This window comes from Streptomyces polyrhachis, assembly GCF_042663125.1.
Lineage (GTDB): Bacteria > Actinomycetota > Actinomycetes > Streptomycetales > Streptomycetaceae > Streptomyces > Streptomyces polyrhachii.
Genome location: NZ_JBHSZO010000001.1, coordinates 103,135 through 117,776 on the forward strand (window position 1 = coordinate 103,135; position 14,642 = coordinate 117,776).

A 14,642-nucleotide genomic window follows, 5' to 3' on the forward strand; every position below is an offset into this window, starting at 1 on the left:
CGGGTGGGGAGGGGAGGTGCGGGGGGCGGGTGGGTACGGGCGCGGGGTGGGCGTTCAGCGGGTGCGGGCGCCGTTGACGGAGGCTGTGTCCTCGGCGTCCGCGGCGTCCGCGGCGATCGTCTCGTGGTGTCTGATCACTTCGGCGATGATGAAGGTGAGGAACTTCTCGGCGAAGGCGGGGTCGAGTTTGGCCTTCGCGGCGAGTTCGCGCAGCCGCTCGATCTGGCGGCCCTCGCGGGCGGGGTCGGCGGCGGGCAGGCGGTGGGCGGCCTTGAGGCGGCCGACCTGCTGGGTGCACTTGAAGCGTTCGGCGAGCATGTGGATCACGGCGGCGTCGATGTTGTCGATGCTGTCGCGCAGGCGGATCAACTCGGCCCGTGCGCCGTCCTCGTCGAGGCCGTCGGGGGCCGCCGGGTATTCGCTCACCGGGTCACCGTAACAAAGCGGTGGGGGTTGTCAGAGCCGGGACTTAGGGTGGCCCGCATGGTGGACGTATCGGGTGGGCGGGGTTTCGGCAGGGCGGCTTTGGCGGCCGTGTCGGTGACGGTGGTGCTGTGGGCGTCGGCGTTCGTGTCGATCCGCGACGCGGCTGTTCACTACAGCCCGGGGGCGCTGGCGCTGGGGCGGCTGGTGGTGGGTGCGCTGGTGCTGGGGCTGCTGGTGCTGGTGCGGCGGGAGGGGCTGCCGGCGCGGGGTGCGTGGCCGGGTATCGCGATATCGGGTGTGCTGTGGTTCGCGCTGTACGCGGTGGCGTTGAACTGGGGCGAGCAGCTGGTGGACGCGGGCACGGCGGCGCTGGTGGTGAACGTCGGGCCGATCCTGGTCGCGCTGCTCGCCGGGTGGGTGCTGAAGGAGGGCTTCCCACCGATGCTGTGGGCGGGGATGGCGGTGTCCTTCGTGGGCGCGGTGGTGGTGGGGCTGTCGATGGCCGGGGAGGGGCACTCCTCGGTGCTGGGGGTGGTGCTCTGCCTGGTGGCCGCGGCGACGTACGCGGCGGGGGTCGTCGCGCAGAAGCCGGCGCTGCGGTATGCCTCGCCGCTGCAGGTCACGGCGTACAGCTGTGCGGTGGGGGCGGTGATGTGCCTGCCGTTCGCCGGGCAGTTGGCGGGTGAGGTGGGTGGGGCGCCGCTGTCGGCGACGCTCAACATGGTGTATCTGGGCCTGTTCCCCACCGCGCTGGCGTTCACGACGTGGGCGTACGCGCTGGCGCGGACGACCGCGGGGAAGTTGGGCGCGACGACGTACGCGGTGCCGGCGCTGGTGGTGGTGATGTCGTGGCTGGCGCTGGACGAGGTGCCGGGGGTGGTGACGCTGCTGGGTGGTGTGCTGTGTCTGGCGGGGGTGGCGGTGGCGCGCCGGCCGCGGGCGGGCGGGGCCGCGCGGGTGGCGGCCGCGGGCGGGGCCGGGGAGCCGGCGGACTCGGCGGCGGACTCGGCGAAGAGGCGCTAGCGGCTGCCGGGCGGTCCCCGTCGCGGGCGTCCCTCAGGGGTCGCGGGTGATGAGGGGCGGGTCGTCGGGAGGTGGGACGGTGTCGCTCCAGCCGCCCGGAACGGTGCGGCCCTGCTGTTCGCGGAAGCGGACGGGGGCGGTGCCGACGCGGCGGGTGAAGAGGCGGGAGAAGTAGGCGGGGTCGTCGTAGCCGACCCGGCGGGCCACCGCCGCCACCGGCAGCTCCGTCGCGGCGAGGAGTTCCTTGGCGCGGGAGAGGCGGATGCGCAGCAGGTAGTCCTTGGGGCTGCAGCCCGCCGCGCGGCGGACGGCGCCGCGTAGTTCGGCGGTGGTCATGTGGTGGCGGGCGGCGTGCTCGGCCACGGACAGCGGTTGGAAGGCGTCGCGGGCCAGCGCGGTCAGGACGGGGTCGCCGTCGGAGGCGGTGTCGGCGCGGGCCCGGCGCAGTGCCACGAGCAGTTCGTGGACGCCGGCGGCGGTCTCGACCTCCAGCAGCGGGTTGCCGTGGCGGGCGGCGCGGGCGATGCGTGAGACGGCCGCCCGCGGGGCGACGGTGTCGGCGAGGGGCAGTACGGGCCGTTCGGGGTCGATGAGGCCCAGTTCGGTGTAGGCGGCGACGGCGGAGCCGGTGAAGTCGACGAACGCCTCGTCCCAGCCGCTGTGCGGGTCGGCGCCGTAGTGGTGGACGACGCCCGGCAGGAGCCACAGCAGTGCGGGGGCGCGGACGGTGTGGCTCCGGCCGTCGGGGGTGCGGTACCAGCCGCTGCCGGAGCTGACCACCACGGCGACGTGGTGGTCCAGGGTGCGCGGGCCGACCGCCGGCAGGGTGCCGTGCTGGAGCCCCACGCCCAGGCAGACCAGTCCGAGGCGCAGGTGCACGGGCCCGGGTGAGAAGTAGCGCATCCATGTGTGGTAGGTCACCGCGTCCGCCCTCCTCGTGTTTTACGTCCAATCGGGGGCCGTCTTTGTCCATGGACCCCGCCGCCGCTTCCCGGTGAGAGTAGGCGATCACAGGGCGGCCTGGTCAGGGTCCCGGGCAGGCCGTGGGGCACGGCAGGCACGATGGGCACGATGGGTACGGCGGGCACGATGAGCACGACGAGCACGAGACTGCGGAGCAAGAGTGGCTGAATTCGCGATCACCGACGAGGCGTTCGTCCTGGACGGGCGCCCGGTGCGGCTGCTCTCCGGCGCCCTGCACTACTTCCGGGTGCCGGAGGAGTACTGGCCGCACCGGCTGCGGATGCTCCGTGCGATGGGCCTGAACTGCGTGGAGACGTACGTGCCGTGGAATCTCCACGAGCCGCGCCCGGGAGAGTGGCACGACGTGGGCGCGCTGGGCCGCTTCCTGGACGCCGCGCAGGCGCAGGGGCTGCTGGCGATCGTGCGCCCGGGGCCGTACATCTGCGCGGAGTGGGAGAACGGCGGGCTGCCGCACTGGCTGACCGGTCCGCTGGGCCGGCGGGTCCGCAGCCGCGACGCGCAGTACCTGGCCGCGGTGGACGCCTGGTTCGACGTGCTCCTCCCCCAGGTCGTCGAGCGGCAGGTCGACCGCGGCGGCCCGGTCATCATGGTGCAGGTGGAGAACGAGTACGGCTCCTACGGCTCCGACGCGGTGTACCTGCGCCATCTCGCCGACGGGCTGCTGCGGCGCGGTATCACGGCGCCGCTGTTCACCTCCGACGGCCCCGAGGACCACATGCTCACCGGCGGTTCGGTCCCCGGGCTGCTGGCGACGGCGAACTTCGGCTCCGGGGCCCGCGAGGCGTTCGCGACGCTGCGCCGCCACCAGCCGGCCGGTCCGCTGATGTGCATGGAGTTCTGGTGCGGCTGGTTCTCGCACTGGGGTGACCCCGAGGTCGTACGGGACACGCAGAGCGCCACGGAGGCGCTGCGCGAGATCCTCGACTGCGGTGCCTCCGTCAACCTCTACATGGCGCACGGGGGGACGAACTTCGCGGGCTGGTCGGGCGCCAACCGCGGTGGGCCCCAGCATCTGGGCGCGCTGGAGCCGGACATCACGTCCTACGACTACGACGCCCCCATCGACGAGTTCGGCCGCCCGACGCCGAAGTTCTGGGCGTTCCGCGAGGTGCTGGCCCCGTACGCGGACGGCCCGCTGCCGGACGTCCCTCCCCCGCCGCCCGCGCTGGCCGAGGAGGCGCAGACGGTGCTGGCGCGGTGGGCGCCGCTGGCGGAGGTACTGGAGGTGCTCGGCGGCGAGGAGCGCACGGGGGGTGTGCCGCCGACGCTGGAGGAGCTGGACGTGGACCGGGGGCTGGCCCGCTACAGCTGGTCGGTGCCGGGCCCGCGCCAGGCGTACGAGCTGCGGGTGAGCGGCCTGCGCGATGTGGCGCTGGCCTGCGTGGACGGGGTGCCGCGGGCGACGCTGCTGACGGAGGAGGCGGTGATCGGTCAGGTCGAGGGGCCGGCCGAGGTGGAGCTGTGGGTGGAGTCGCTGGGCCGGGTCAACTACGGCCCGCGCCTGGGTGAGCCCAAGGGCGTCACCACCGGCCTGCTGCACGAGCGGCAGTACGTGCACGGGGTGCGTGCCAGGCCGCTGCGCCTGGACGCCTTCGACGACGCGGCGGCGGTGGCGAAGCTGCCGCTGGCGGCGCCCGGCGGGGAGGCCGCGGCGGGTTTCTACGCGGGTACGGTCACCGTGGCCGGCGCGGGGGACGCGGTGCTCGAACTCCCCGACGGGGCGCGGGGGTTCGTCTGGGTCAACGGCTTGTGCCTGGGCCGCTACTGGTCGGCGGGCCCGCAGACGCGGCTCTACGTCCCCGGTCCGGTGCTGCGCGAGGGCGCGAACGAGGTGTGGGTGCTGGAGCTGTCCGGCTCCCCCGCGCCCCGGGTGCGGATCTCCCCGCTGCCGTAGCGCCCCGGACTCCTTCGAGGGGTGTGCGGCGCGCCGCGTATCCTTCCCCCTGCCCGCGTGTGCCAGCAGACGAAGGAGCCGGTGCGAGATGGAAGCCAGCAGCACGCCCACGCCCGGGGACGGCCAGGCGGAGGCTTCCGTCTGCTACCGCCATCCCGGCGTGGAGACCCATGTCCGCTGCACGCGCTGCGAGCGCCGGATCTGCCCGGACTGCATGCGCGACGCGGCGGTGGGCTACCAGTGCCCGGAGTGCGTGAGCGAGGGCAACAAGGGGGTGCGGCACGCGCGGACGGCGTTCGGCGGGACGATACGGCGGGACTTCACGCCGGTGGTGACCTACACGCTGATCGCCCTCAACGTCCTGCTGTACGGGATGGAGTTGCTCGGCGGCGACGAGTTCGTCGGGCGGTTCAGCGTCTGGGGCGGCGCCATCGAGATGTCGGGCGGCGCGCTGTACGTCTACCCGGACGCGGGTATCGCAGGCGGCGAGTGGTACCGCCTACTCACCGGCGCGTTCCTGCATCAGCTGCCGGGTAACGGCGTGGGGCCGGGGCATCTGCTGATGAACATGCTGCTGTTGTGGGCGCTGGGCCCCGAGGTCGAGAAGGAACTGGGTCGCGCCCGCTATCTCGCGCTGTATCTGATCTCCGCGCTCGGCGGCTCGGTGCTGGCGTACGTGATCTCGCCCGATCAGGCTGCAGTCGGTGCCTCGGGGGCGCTTTTCGGTCTGATCGCCGCGTTCTACCTGCTGACCCGGCGCCTGGGCCGTCCCGAGACCTCGATACTGCTGATCACGCTGGTCTGGCTGGTGGTCTCCGTCGGCTTCACCTCCTGGCAGGGCCACCTCGGCGGCCTCCTCGCCGGCGGCGCCACCGCCTGGTTCTTCGCCTACGCGCCCCAGAAGCACCGCACCTGGCTGCACATCGCGGGTCCGGCGCTGGTGCTGGTGCTCCTGGTGGCCGCGACGGTGGTACGGACCGCGAGCCTCACGGCGTAGGAACGGCGACGGGCCGGGCCCCTTCTCGAAGAGAGGGACCCGGCCCGCCGGAGTCGGTCAAAGCGTCAGACCGTCAGCGAGCGGTCCGTCGGCCGGATCGGCGCCGGCAGCTCCGAGGCACCCGTCAGATAGCGGTCCACCGCCCGCGCCGCCGAGCGGCCCTCGGCGATGGCCCAGACGATCAGCGACTGCCCGCGCCCGGCGTCGCCGGCGACGAAGACGCCGGGGACGTTGGTGGCGAAGTCCGCGCCGCGGGCGACGTTGCCGCGCTCGTCCAGCTCCAGCCCGAACTGCTCCACCAGGCCGTTCTCCCGGTCGATGCCGGTGAACCCCATGGCCAGGGTGACCAGTTGGGCGGGGATCTTGCGCTCGCTGCCCTCGACCGGCGTGAAGCGGCCCTCCCTCAGCTCCACCTCCACCAGGTGCAGGAAGGCCACGTTGCCGTCCGCGTCGCCCTCGAAGCGGGTGGTGGAGACGGCGTAGACCCGCTCGCCGCCCTCCTCGTGCGCCGAGGTGACCTTGTACGTCATCGGGAAGGTCGGCCAGGGCTGGTGCTCGGGGCGCTCCTCGGAGGGGCGCGGCATGATCTCCAGCTGGGTGACGGAGGCGGCGCCCTGGCGGTGGGCGGTGCCCACGCAGTCGGCGCCGGTGTCGCCGCCGCCGATGACGACGACGTGCCTGCCCTCGGCGCTGATCGGCGATGCGACGAGGTCGCCCTCCTGCACCTTGTTGGCCAGCGGCAGGTACTCCATCGCCTGGTGGATGCCGCCCAACTCCCGCCCGGGGACGGGCAGGTCGCGGGCGGTGGTGGCGCCTGCGGCGATGACGACCGCGTCGTAGCGCCGGCGCAGCTTCGCCGCGTCGATGTCGCGGCCGACCTCGACGCCGGTACGGAACTTGGTGCCCTCGGCGCGCATCTGCTCGATGCGGCGGTTGATGTGCCGCTTCTCCATCTTGAACTCGGGGATGCCGTAGCGCAGCAGCCCGCCGACGCGGTCGGCGCGCTCGTAGACGGCGACAGTGTGCCCGGCGCGGGTGAGCTGCTGGGCGGCGGCCAGTCCGGCGGGTCCGGAGCCGATGACGGCGACGGTCTTGCCGGAGAGGCGCTCGGGCGGCTGGGGGCGTACGTCGTTGGCGTCCCACGCCTTGTCGATGATGGTGACCTCGACGTTCTTGATGGTCACCGCGGGCTGGCTGATGCCCAGCACGCAGGCGCTCTCGCAGGGCGCGGGGCACAGCCGGCCGGTGAACTCGGGGAAGTTGTTGGTGGCGTGCAGCCGTTCGGCGGCGGCCCGCCAGTCCTCCCGGTAGGCGTAGTCGTTCCACTCGGGGATCAGGTTGCCCAGCGGGCAGCCGTTGTGGCAGAAGGGGATGCCGCAGTCCATGCAGCGGCCGGCCTGCTTGCTGATGACCGGCAGCAGCGAGCCGGGCACGTACACCTCGCGCCAGTCCCCGACGCGCTCGGCGACGGGCCGGCTGGCCGCGCTCTCGCGGCCGGTGGTGAGAAAGCCCTTCGGGTCAGCCATGGCTCGCCGCCTCCATCATCTTCTCGTGGGTCTCGGTCTCGCTGAGACCGGCCCGCTCGGCGGCGTCCTTGGCGGCGAGCACTCTCTTGTACGTGGTGGGGACGATCTTGGTGAAGCGGGCCGCGGCGGCGGGCCAGTCGGCGAGGAGGGCGGCGGCGACGGTGGAGCCGGTCTCCTCGTGGTGGCGGCGCACCGCGTCGTGCAGCCGCTCGCGGTCGGTGCCGTCGAGGGTGTCGACGGCGTCGGCGTTGCCGGCGTTGACGTCGGCGGGGTCGAGGTCGATGACGTAGGCGGTGCCGCCGGACATGCCGGCGGCGATGTTGCGGCCGGTGGGGCCGAGGATGACGGCGGTGCCGCCGGTCATGTACTCGCAGGCGTGGTCGCCGGTGCCCTCGGCGACGACCAGTGCCCCGGAGTTGCGTACGCAGAACCGCTCGCCGGAGCGTCCGCGTACGAACAGCTCGCCGCCGGTGGCCCCGTAGGCGAGGGTGTTGCCGGCGATGACGCTGTACTCGGCGAGGTGGTCGGCGCGCCGGTCGGGGCGTACGACGACGCGCCCGCCGGAGAGGCCCTTGGCGACGTAGTCGTTGGCGTCGCCCTCCAGGCGCAGGGTGATGCCGCGCGGGAGGAAGGCGCCGAAGGACTGGCCGGCGGAGCCGGTGAAGGTGAAGTCGATGGTGTCGTCGGGCAGTCCGCCGCCGCCGAACTTGCGGGTCACCTCGTGGCCGAGCATGGTGCCGACGGTGCGGTTGATGTTGCGGATGGGGACGCGGGCCCGTACCGGCTGGGCCTCCTCGGCGGAGGGTGCGGACAGGGCGTCGGCGGCGAGCCTGATCAGCTCGTTGTCGAGGGCCTTCTCCAGGCCGTGGTCCTGGGCGGTCAGCTGGTGGCGCACGGCGCCGTCGGGCAGCTCCGGTACGTGCAGCAGCGGGGCCAGGTCCAGACCCTGGGCCTTCCAGTGGTCCACCGCGCGGGAGGTGTCGAGGACCTCGGCGTGGCCGACGGCCTCGCGCAGGCTGCGGAAGCCCAGCCCGGCGAGGAGTTCGCGGACCTCCTGGGCGATGAACTCGAAGAAGTTCACCACGAACTCGGCCTTGCCGGTGAAGCGTTCGCGCAGCACCGGGTTCTGGGTGGCGATGCCGACGGGGCAGGTGTCGAGGTGGCAGACGCGCATCATGACGCAGCCGGAGACGACCAGCGGCGCGGTGGCGAAGCCGTACTCCTCGGCGCCCAGCAGGGCGGCGATCACCACGTCGCGGCCGGTCTTGAGCTGGCCGTCGGTCTGCACGACGATCCGGTCGCGCAGCCCGTTGAGCAGCAGCGTCTGCTGGGTCTCGGCGAGCCCCAGCTCCCAGGCGCCGCCCGCGTGCTTGAGGGAGGTCAGCGGGGCGGCGCCCGTACCGCCGTCGTGGCCGGAGATGAGCACCACGTCCGCGTGGCACTTGGAGACGCCGGCGGCGATGGTGCCCACCCCGACCTCGGAGACCAGCTTGACGTGGATGCGGGCGGCGGGGTTGGCGTTCTTCAGGTCGTGGATCAGCTGGGCGAGATCCTCGATGGAGTAGATGTCGTGGTGCGGCGGCGGCGAGATCAGCCCGACGCCCGGGGTGGAGTGGCGGGTCTTCGCCACCCACGGGTAGACCTTCGGGCCGGGCAGCTGGCCGCCCTCGCCGGGCTTGGCGCCCTGGGCCATCTTGATCTGGATGTCGTCGGCGTTGACCAGGTACTCGCTCGTCACGCCGAAGCGCCCGGAGGCGACCTGCTTGATCGCCGAGCGGCGCGCGGGGTCGTAGAGGCGGTCGGGGTCCTCGCCGCCCTCGCCGGTGTTGGACTTCGCGCCCAGCCGGTTCATGGCGATGGCGAGGGTCTCGTGGGCCTCGCGGGAGATGGAGCCGTAGGACATGGCGCCGGTGGAGAAGCGCTTGACGATCTCGGAGACCGGCTCGACCTCCTCCAGCGGCACCGGCTCGCGCCCGGAAGCCAGTGCGAAGAGGCCGCGCAGCGTCATGAGGCGCTCGGACTGCTCGTCGACGCGCTGCGTGTACTGCTTGAAGATGTCGTAGCGGCGGGTGCGGGTGGAGTGCTGCAGCCGGAAGACGGTGTCGGGGTCGAAGAGGTGCGGCTCGCCCTCGCGGCGCCACTGGTACTCGCCGCCGATGTCCAGGTCGCGGTGCGCGGGGGCGATCCCCGAGGCGGGGTACGCCTTCGCGTGGCGGGCGGCGACCTCGCGGGCGATCACGTCGATGCCCACGCCGGAGATCTTGGTGGCGGTGCCGTGGAAGTAGGTGTCGGTGAACTCCTCGTCCAGGCCGACCGCTTCGAAGACCTGCGCGCCCCGGTAGGAGGCGACGGTGGAGATGCCCATCTTGGACATCACCTTCAGCACACCCTTGCCGAGCGCGCGGATGAGGTTGCCGATGGCGTCCTCGGCGCTCAGGTCGGGGCTGTCGCGGAAGAAGGTCCCGGCGCGCACCAGGTCCTCCACCGACTCCATCGCCAGGTACGGGTTGACGGCCGCGGCGCCGTAGCCGATGAGGAGCGCCACGTGGTGCACCTCGCGCACGTCGCCGGCCTCGACCAGCAGCCCCACCTGGGTGCGCTGCTTGGTGCGGATCAGGTGGTGGTGGACGGCGGAGGTGAGCAGCAGCGAGGGGATGGGGGCGTGCTCGGCGTCGGAGTGCCGGTCGGAGAGCACGATGAGGCGGGCGCCGCCCTCAATGGCGGCGTCGGCCTCGGCGCAGACCGCCGCGATGCGCTCGGCGAGGGCCTCTCCCCCGCCGGCGACCCGGTAGAGGCCGGAGAGGGTGACGGAGGTGAAGCCGGGCATGTCGCCGTCGGCGTTGATGTGGATGAGCTTGGCCAGCTCGTCGTTGTCGATCACCGGGAAGGGCAGGGTGACGCTGCGGCAGGAGGCGGCGCCGGGGTCCAGCAGGTTGCCCTGCGGGCCGAGCGAGGAGACCAGCGAGGTGACGAGCTCCTCGCGGATGGCGTCCAGCGGCGGGTTGGTGACCTGCGCGAAGAGCTGGGTGAAGTAGTCGAAGAGCAGCCGGGGCCGCTCGGAGAGCGCCGCGACGGGCGTGTCCGTACCCATCGAACCGATCGGCTCCGCCCCGGACTTGGCCATCGGGGCGAGGATGACCCGCAGCTCCTCCTCGGTGTAGCCGAAGGTCTGCTGGCGGCGGGTGACGGAGGCGTGGGTGTGCACGATGTGCTCGCGCTCGGGCAGGTCGCCCAGCTCGATCAGGCCGGCCTCCAGCCAGTCCCCGTAGGGCTGCTCGGCGGCCAGTTCCGCCTTGATCTCGTCGTCCTCGACGATGCGGTGCTGGGCGGTGTCGACCAGGAACATCCGCCCCGGCTGCAGCCGTCCCTTGCGTACGACGCGGTCCGGCTCGATGTCCAGCACGCCGACCTCGGAGGCCAGCACGACCAGGCCGTCGTCGGTGACCCAGTAGCGGCCGGGGCGCAGCCCGTTGCGGTCCAGGACGGCGCCGACGAGGGTGCCGTCGGTGAAGGCGACGCCGGCCGGCCCGTCCCAGGGCTCCATCATCGTGGAGTGGTACTGGTAGAAGGCGCGGCGGTCGGGCTCCATCGAGGGGTGGTTCTCCCACGCCTCGGGGATCATCATCAGCATCGCGTGCGGCAGTGAGCGCCCGCCCAGGTGCAGCAGCTCCAGCACCTCGTCGAAGGAGGCGGTGTCGGAGGCGTCGGGGGTGCAGATGGGGAAGACGCGCTCGATGTCGGCGCCGAAGAGGTCGCCGGCGAGCTGGGACTCGCGGGCGCGCATCCAGTTGCGGTTGCCCATGACGGTGTTGATCTCGCCGTTGTGGGCGACGAAGCGGTAGGGGTGCGCGAGCGGCCAGGAGGGGAAGGTGTTGGTGGAGAAGCGCGAGTGGACGACCGCGATGGCGGTGGCGAAGCGCCGGTCGGAGAGGTCGGGGAAGAAGGGCTCCAGCTGGCCGGTGGTCAGCATGCCCTTGTAGACGAGGGTGCGCGCGGAGAGCGAGGGGAAGTACACCTCGGCCTCGCGCTCGGCGCGCTTGCGCAGCACGTACACCTTGCGGTCCAGGGCGATGCCGCGCGCACCGGCGGGGTCTGAAACGCTGTGCCCGTCTGCAACGAACAGCTGCCGGAACGCCGGCATCGTCTCGCGCGCCCCGGCGCCCAGCAGCTGCGGGGCGACGGGCACCTCGCGCCAGCCCAGGACGGTCAGCCCCTCCTCGGCGGCGAGGGCGTCGATACGGGCCACCGCGGCCTCGGCGGCTTCGGGGTCGGCGGGCAGGAAGGCGGTGCCGACCGCGTAGGCGCCGGCCTCGGGCAGCGGGAAGTCGGTGACCTCGTCGAAGAAGGCGTGCGGGACCTGCAGCAGGATGCCGGCGCCGTCGCCCACCTCGGGGTCCGAGCCGGTGGCGCCCCGGTGCTCCAGGTTGCGCAGCACGGTGAGGGCCTGCTCGACGAGCCGGTGGCTCGCCTCGCCGCTCAGGGTGGCCACGAAGCCCACGCCGCAGGCGTCGTGCTCCGCTCGGGGGTCGTACAGCCCCTGCTTGGCAGGGTGGGCCGCCGTGAATGCTGAGCGCATCGGCTCTCCCGTCGTCGTCTTGGCCTGGGGTCTCCCCGCTCGATGAGCTTGGGGACGCGTGCCGAGGGACGACGTTGGCCCTCTGCTGTCTTGGGTCGGCAAAATTTCGTGCAGGCTACATGATGGCCCGCTTCTCGAAAAGTGGAAGTTACGGTCCAGTATGCGGACGGTCGGCGGGGCGGCCGGGGTATGTCCGACGGCACGCTTTTCACGTCGTATGTGCAGCGCAGAGCACGGGCGGCGTTGCCCGGCGCGCCTCCGTCACATGCCCGCTGATGACCATCGCGAAACGCGGCGGCAACAACAGAAAAAACCGGCCGCCGCTCCCCCGGTCCTCAGCCGACAGCGGCCCCGAAGAGCCCGCCCAGCCCGTAGGTGACGGCCGCCGCCGCACCGCCCAGGACGAGCTGGCGCAGGCCGCCGAACCACCAGCTGCGCGCCGTCACCCGCGAGACCACCGCCCCGCAGGCGAAGAGCCCCGCCAGGGCCGTCAGCACGGCGGGCCACAGCGCGGTGGCGCCCAGCAGGAACGGCAGCACGGGCAGCAGGGCGCCCAGCGCGAAGGAGGCGAAGGACGACAGGGCCGCCACCGTGGGCGAGGGCAGGTCGTGGGGGTCGACGCCCAGCTCCTCGCGGGCGTGTATCTCCAGCGCCTGCTCGGGGTCGCGCATCAGCTGGGCGGCGACCTCGGCCGCCAGGGCGCGGTCCACCCCCCGCGCGACGTACAGGTCGGCCAGCTCGCGCTGCTCGTCGTGCGGGTTGCGGCGCAGCTCCAGGCGCTCCACGTCCAGCTCGGCCTGGACCAGCTCGCGCTGGGAGGCGACGGAGGTGTACTCGCCGGCGGCCATGGAGAAGGCGCCGGCGGCCAGGCCCGCGAGTCCGGTGACGACGATGGTCTGCGTGGCGACGGAGCTGCCGGCGATGCCGGTGACGAGGGCCAGGTTGGAGACGAGGCCGTCCATCGCGCCGAAGACGGCGGGGCGCAGCCAGCCGCCGTTGACGTCGCGGTGGGTGTGGCCGTGCGATTCCGCGGGCCGCTGGTCGGTGATCATCCGGCCGGGCTCCTCTCCGAGGGTGACGGGTTCCTCGACGGTACGCGTGCCCCGGGAAGATCGACAAGCAAGGAAGGCCGTACTTACCGGGGCTCGCGGACAGGGAAGGAGCCCGCCCGATCGCTCGGGCGGGCTCCTGTCCGCGGGTCTACTTCTTGGCGGAGGCGTCCGCCTCGGCAGCCGCGGCCTTGTCATCGGAGGTGCCATCGGAGGTGCCATCGGAGGCGCCGTCGGAGGTGTCACCGGAGGCACTGCCAGGGGTGTCGTCGGAGATGCCGTCGGAGGCGCCGTCGAAGAAGGCGTGGCCCGAGATGTTGCCCGAGGGGGCCTCGTCGTCGGCGTCCTTCGCGTCCTTCGCCTCGCCGCCATCCCCGCTCGCGGCCTTCTCGGCGTCCGTACGGCCCGGCTCCACGTCCACGTCCGGTCCCGGGCGCTTCTTCGCGGAGACGACGATGTAGACCACCGCCGCGACGAAGACGACGATCGACGTCCAGACGTTGAGGCGGATGCCCAGGAAGGGCTCGTGGGCCTCGTCGATCCGCAGGTACTCGATCCAGCCCCGGCCCGCGCAGTACGCCGCCACGTACAGGGCGAAGGCGCGGCCGTGGCCCATGGTGAAGCGGCGGTCCGCCCAGATGACGAGCAGTCCGACGCCGACGCACCACAGCGACTCGTACAGGAACGTCGGGTGGTAGAGGCCCGGGATGCGGTCGCCGTCGGCGCGGGTGATCTTCAGCGCCCAGGGGAGCGTGGTCTCGCGGCCGTAGAGCTCCTGGTTGAACCAGTTGCCCCAGCGGCCGATGGCCTGGGCGAAGGCGATGCCCGGCGCCACCGCGTCGGCGTAGGCCGGCAGCGGGATGCCGCGCAGCCGGCAGCCGATCCAGGCACCGACCGCGCCGAAGGCGATCGCCCCCCAGATGCCGAGGCCGCCCTCCCAGATCTTGAAGGCGTCGACCCAGTGGCCGTCCTTGCCGAAGTACGGCTCGTACGTCGTGATGACGTGGTAGAGCCGGCCGCCGACCAGACCGAAGGGGACCGCCCAGATGGCGATGTCCGTCACGGTGGTCTTGTTGCCGCCGCGCGCCTCCCAGCGGCGTCCGCCGACCCAGATGGCGACGAAGATGCCGGCGAGGATGCAGAAGGCGTAGCCGCGCAGGGGTACGGCACCGAGATGCCACACGCCGTTGTCGGGACTGGGGATGTAAGCGATGTCCATGGCGCTCCGACGGTATCGCGCCGGGAGGGGGCTGTGGCAACCCACCGGGCAACGTGTGGATAACGCCACCGCCCCGCCCGGGCGGCCCGGGCGGGGCGGGAACGGCGGTGACGGACAGCGGCGCTAGCCCTTCGCGGCGGCCGCGACCTGCTGCTTCAGCTTCTCCGGGGTGAGGTCCAGGCCCTGGCCGAAGATGCTCTTGCCGTCGAGCAGCACGGTCGGGGTGGAGTCGTGGCCCGAGGTCATGAAGGCCTTGTCCGACTTCACGACCCAGGGGTTGTACCGGCCGTCGTCGACGCAGTCGGCGAAGTCCTTGGTGTCCAGCCCCGGGACCTTCTTCGCCAGTTCCTTCAGCTTGTCCTTGTCCCCGTAGTCGTCCGTGCTCTCCGGCGGCTGGTTGGCGTAGAGCACGTCGTGGTAGGCGCGGAAGTCGTCGCTGCCGGCGGAGCAGGCGGCGGCGTTGGCGGCGTTGAGCGAGCCGTGGCCCTTCAGGTTGTTGTCGATGAGGGTGACCAGGCGGTACTCGGCCTTCAGCTGACCGCTGTCCACCAGTTCGTGGATGGTCTTGCTGTACGTCTTCTCGAACGCCTGGCACGCCGGGCAGCGGAAGTCCTCGTAGACGGTGAGCGTCACGGGGGCGGCGCTCCTGCCGTCGATGATGGCGAGCCGGTCCTTGCCGGCGGTGTGCTTGGGGTAGACCAGCGGCCCGTCCGATTCGCTGCCCTCGTCCCCGTTGTTGTTGACGAGCACCGCGATGCCGCCCGCGACCACCAGCACACCGAGCACGCTGAGCACCGCGAGCACGGTGCGTCTGCGCTTCTCCGCCGCCCGCTGGTGCTCCCGCTGCTCGGCCATCCGCTCGCGGGCGGCCCGTTTCCCACCACTGTTCTTGGCACTCACGTGGGACTCAACGACGCGGCGCCGCACCCGTCACGCGCGGGGGCGGCT

Annotated in this window: 10 protein-coding genes; 3 read left to right on the forward strand and 7 right to left on the reverse strand. The window is 72.4% G+C overall.

What is annotated here, in order from left to right; translation table 11 throughout:
* Positions 1-54: 54 nt before the first annotated feature.
* Complete coding sequence (locus ACFQLX_RS00440; protein WP_386410307.1) at positions 55-426, reverse strand: chorismate mutase; 372 nt, start codon at positions 424-426, stop codon at positions 55-57.
* Between the two features lie 57 nt (positions 427-483).
* Here ACFQLX_RS00440 and ACFQLX_RS00445 point away from each other — a divergent pair, with 57 nt between their 5' ends.
* Positions 484-1,449 carry a DMT family transporter gene (locus ACFQLX_RS00445; RefSeq protein ID WP_386410310.1) on the forward strand — a complete coding sequence of 322 codons (966 nt, stop codon included), beginning with the start codon at positions 484-486 and terminating at the stop codon, positions 1,447-1,449.
* Positions 1,450-1,482: 33 nt separating this feature from the next.
* On the opposite strand, the gene ACFQLX_RS00450 is transcribed toward ACFQLX_RS00445, so the two are convergent.
* Positions 1,483-2,352: a helix-turn-helix domain-containing protein gene (locus tag ACFQLX_RS00450; RefSeq protein WP_386410663.1), complete on the reverse strand. Its 870-nt coding sequence runs from the start codon at positions 2,350-2,352 to the stop codon at positions 1,483-1,485.
* 220 nt (positions 2,353-2,572) lie between these two features.
* Between ACFQLX_RS00450 and ACFQLX_RS00455 the strand changes: the two genes are divergently transcribed.
* On the forward strand, positions 2,573-4,327 hold the full coding sequence (locus ACFQLX_RS00455; protein WP_386410313.1) for a glycoside hydrolase family 35 protein: 1,755 nt from the start codon (positions 2,573-2,575) through the stop codon (positions 4,325-4,327).
* An 88-nt stretch (positions 4,328-4,415) separates the two neighbouring features.
* On the forward strand, positions 4,416-5,324 hold the full coding sequence (locus ACFQLX_RS00460; protein WP_386410316.1) for a rhomboid family intramembrane serine protease: 909 nt from the start codon (positions 4,416-4,418) through the stop codon (positions 5,322-5,324).
* 65 nt (positions 5,325-5,389) lie between these two features.
* On the opposite strand, the gene ACFQLX_RS00465 is transcribed toward ACFQLX_RS00460, so the two are convergent.
* The 5 genes from ACFQLX_RS00465 to ACFQLX_RS00485 all read right to left on the reverse strand — a co-directional run bounded on the left by ACFQLX_RS00465 (position 5,390) and on the right by ACFQLX_RS00485 (position 14,594).
* On the reverse strand, positions 5,390-6,850 hold the full coding sequence (locus ACFQLX_RS00465) for a glutamate synthase subunit beta (RefSeq protein ID WP_386410319.1): 1,461 nt from the start codon (positions 6,848-6,850) through the stop codon (positions 5,390-5,392).
* A complete protein-coding gene (gltB, locus tag ACFQLX_RS00470; RefSeq protein ID WP_386410322.1) occupies positions 6,843-11,426 on the reverse strand; it encodes a glutamate synthase large subunit in 4,584 nt (1,527 codons plus the stop codon). Before gltB ends, ACFQLX_RS00465 begins: the two co-directional genes overlap by 8 nt.
* Positions 11,427-11,761: 335 nt before the next feature.
* Entirely contained in the window at positions 11,762-12,478 is a 717-nt protein-coding gene (locus tag ACFQLX_RS00475; RefSeq protein WP_386410325.1) for a VIT1/CCC1 transporter family protein, read from the reverse strand.
* Between the two features lie 148 nt (positions 12,479-12,626).
* Positions 12,627-13,694 carry a prolipoprotein diacylglyceryl transferase gene (lgt, locus tag ACFQLX_RS00480; RefSeq protein ID WP_386410328.1) on the reverse strand — a complete coding sequence of 356 codons (1,068 nt, stop codon included), beginning with the start codon at positions 13,692-13,694 and terminating at the stop codon, positions 12,627-12,629.
* Between the two features lie 123 nt (positions 13,695-13,817).
* On the reverse strand, positions 13,818-14,594 hold the full coding sequence (locus ACFQLX_RS00485; RefSeq protein WP_386410331.1) for a DsbA family protein: 777 nt from the start codon (positions 14,592-14,594) through the stop codon (positions 13,818-13,820).
* Positions 14,595-14,642: the final 48 nt, after the last annotated feature.

Coding starts and splice junctions, on each gene's coding strand:
- ACFQLX_RS00475 (WP_386410325.1), bottom strand. CDS start 12,478: ATGATCACCGACCAGCGGCCCGCGGAATCGCACGGCCACACCCACCGC.
- lgt (WP_386410328.1), bottom strand. CDS start 13,694: ATGGACATCGCTTACATCCCCAGTCCCGACAACGGCGTGTGGCATCTC.
- ACFQLX_RS00450 (WP_386410663.1), bottom strand. CDS start 2,352: ATGCGCTACTTCTCACCCGGGCCCGTGCACCTGCGCCTCGGACTGGTC.
- ACFQLX_RS00465 (WP_386410319.1), bottom strand. CDS start 6,850: ATGGCTGACCCGAAGGGCTTTCTCACCACCGGCCGCGAGAGCGCGGCC.
- ACFQLX_RS00460 (WP_386410316.1), top strand. CDS start 4,416: ATGGAAGCCAGCAGCACGCCCACGCCCGGGGACGGCCAGGCGGAGGCT.
- ACFQLX_RS00445 (WP_386410310.1), top strand. CDS start 484: ATGGTGGACGTATCGGGTGGGCGGGGTTTCGGCAGGGCGGCTTTGGCG.
- gltB (WP_386410322.1), bottom strand. CDS start 11,426: ATGCGCTCAGCATTCACGGCGGCCCACCCTGCCAAGCAGGGGCTGTAC.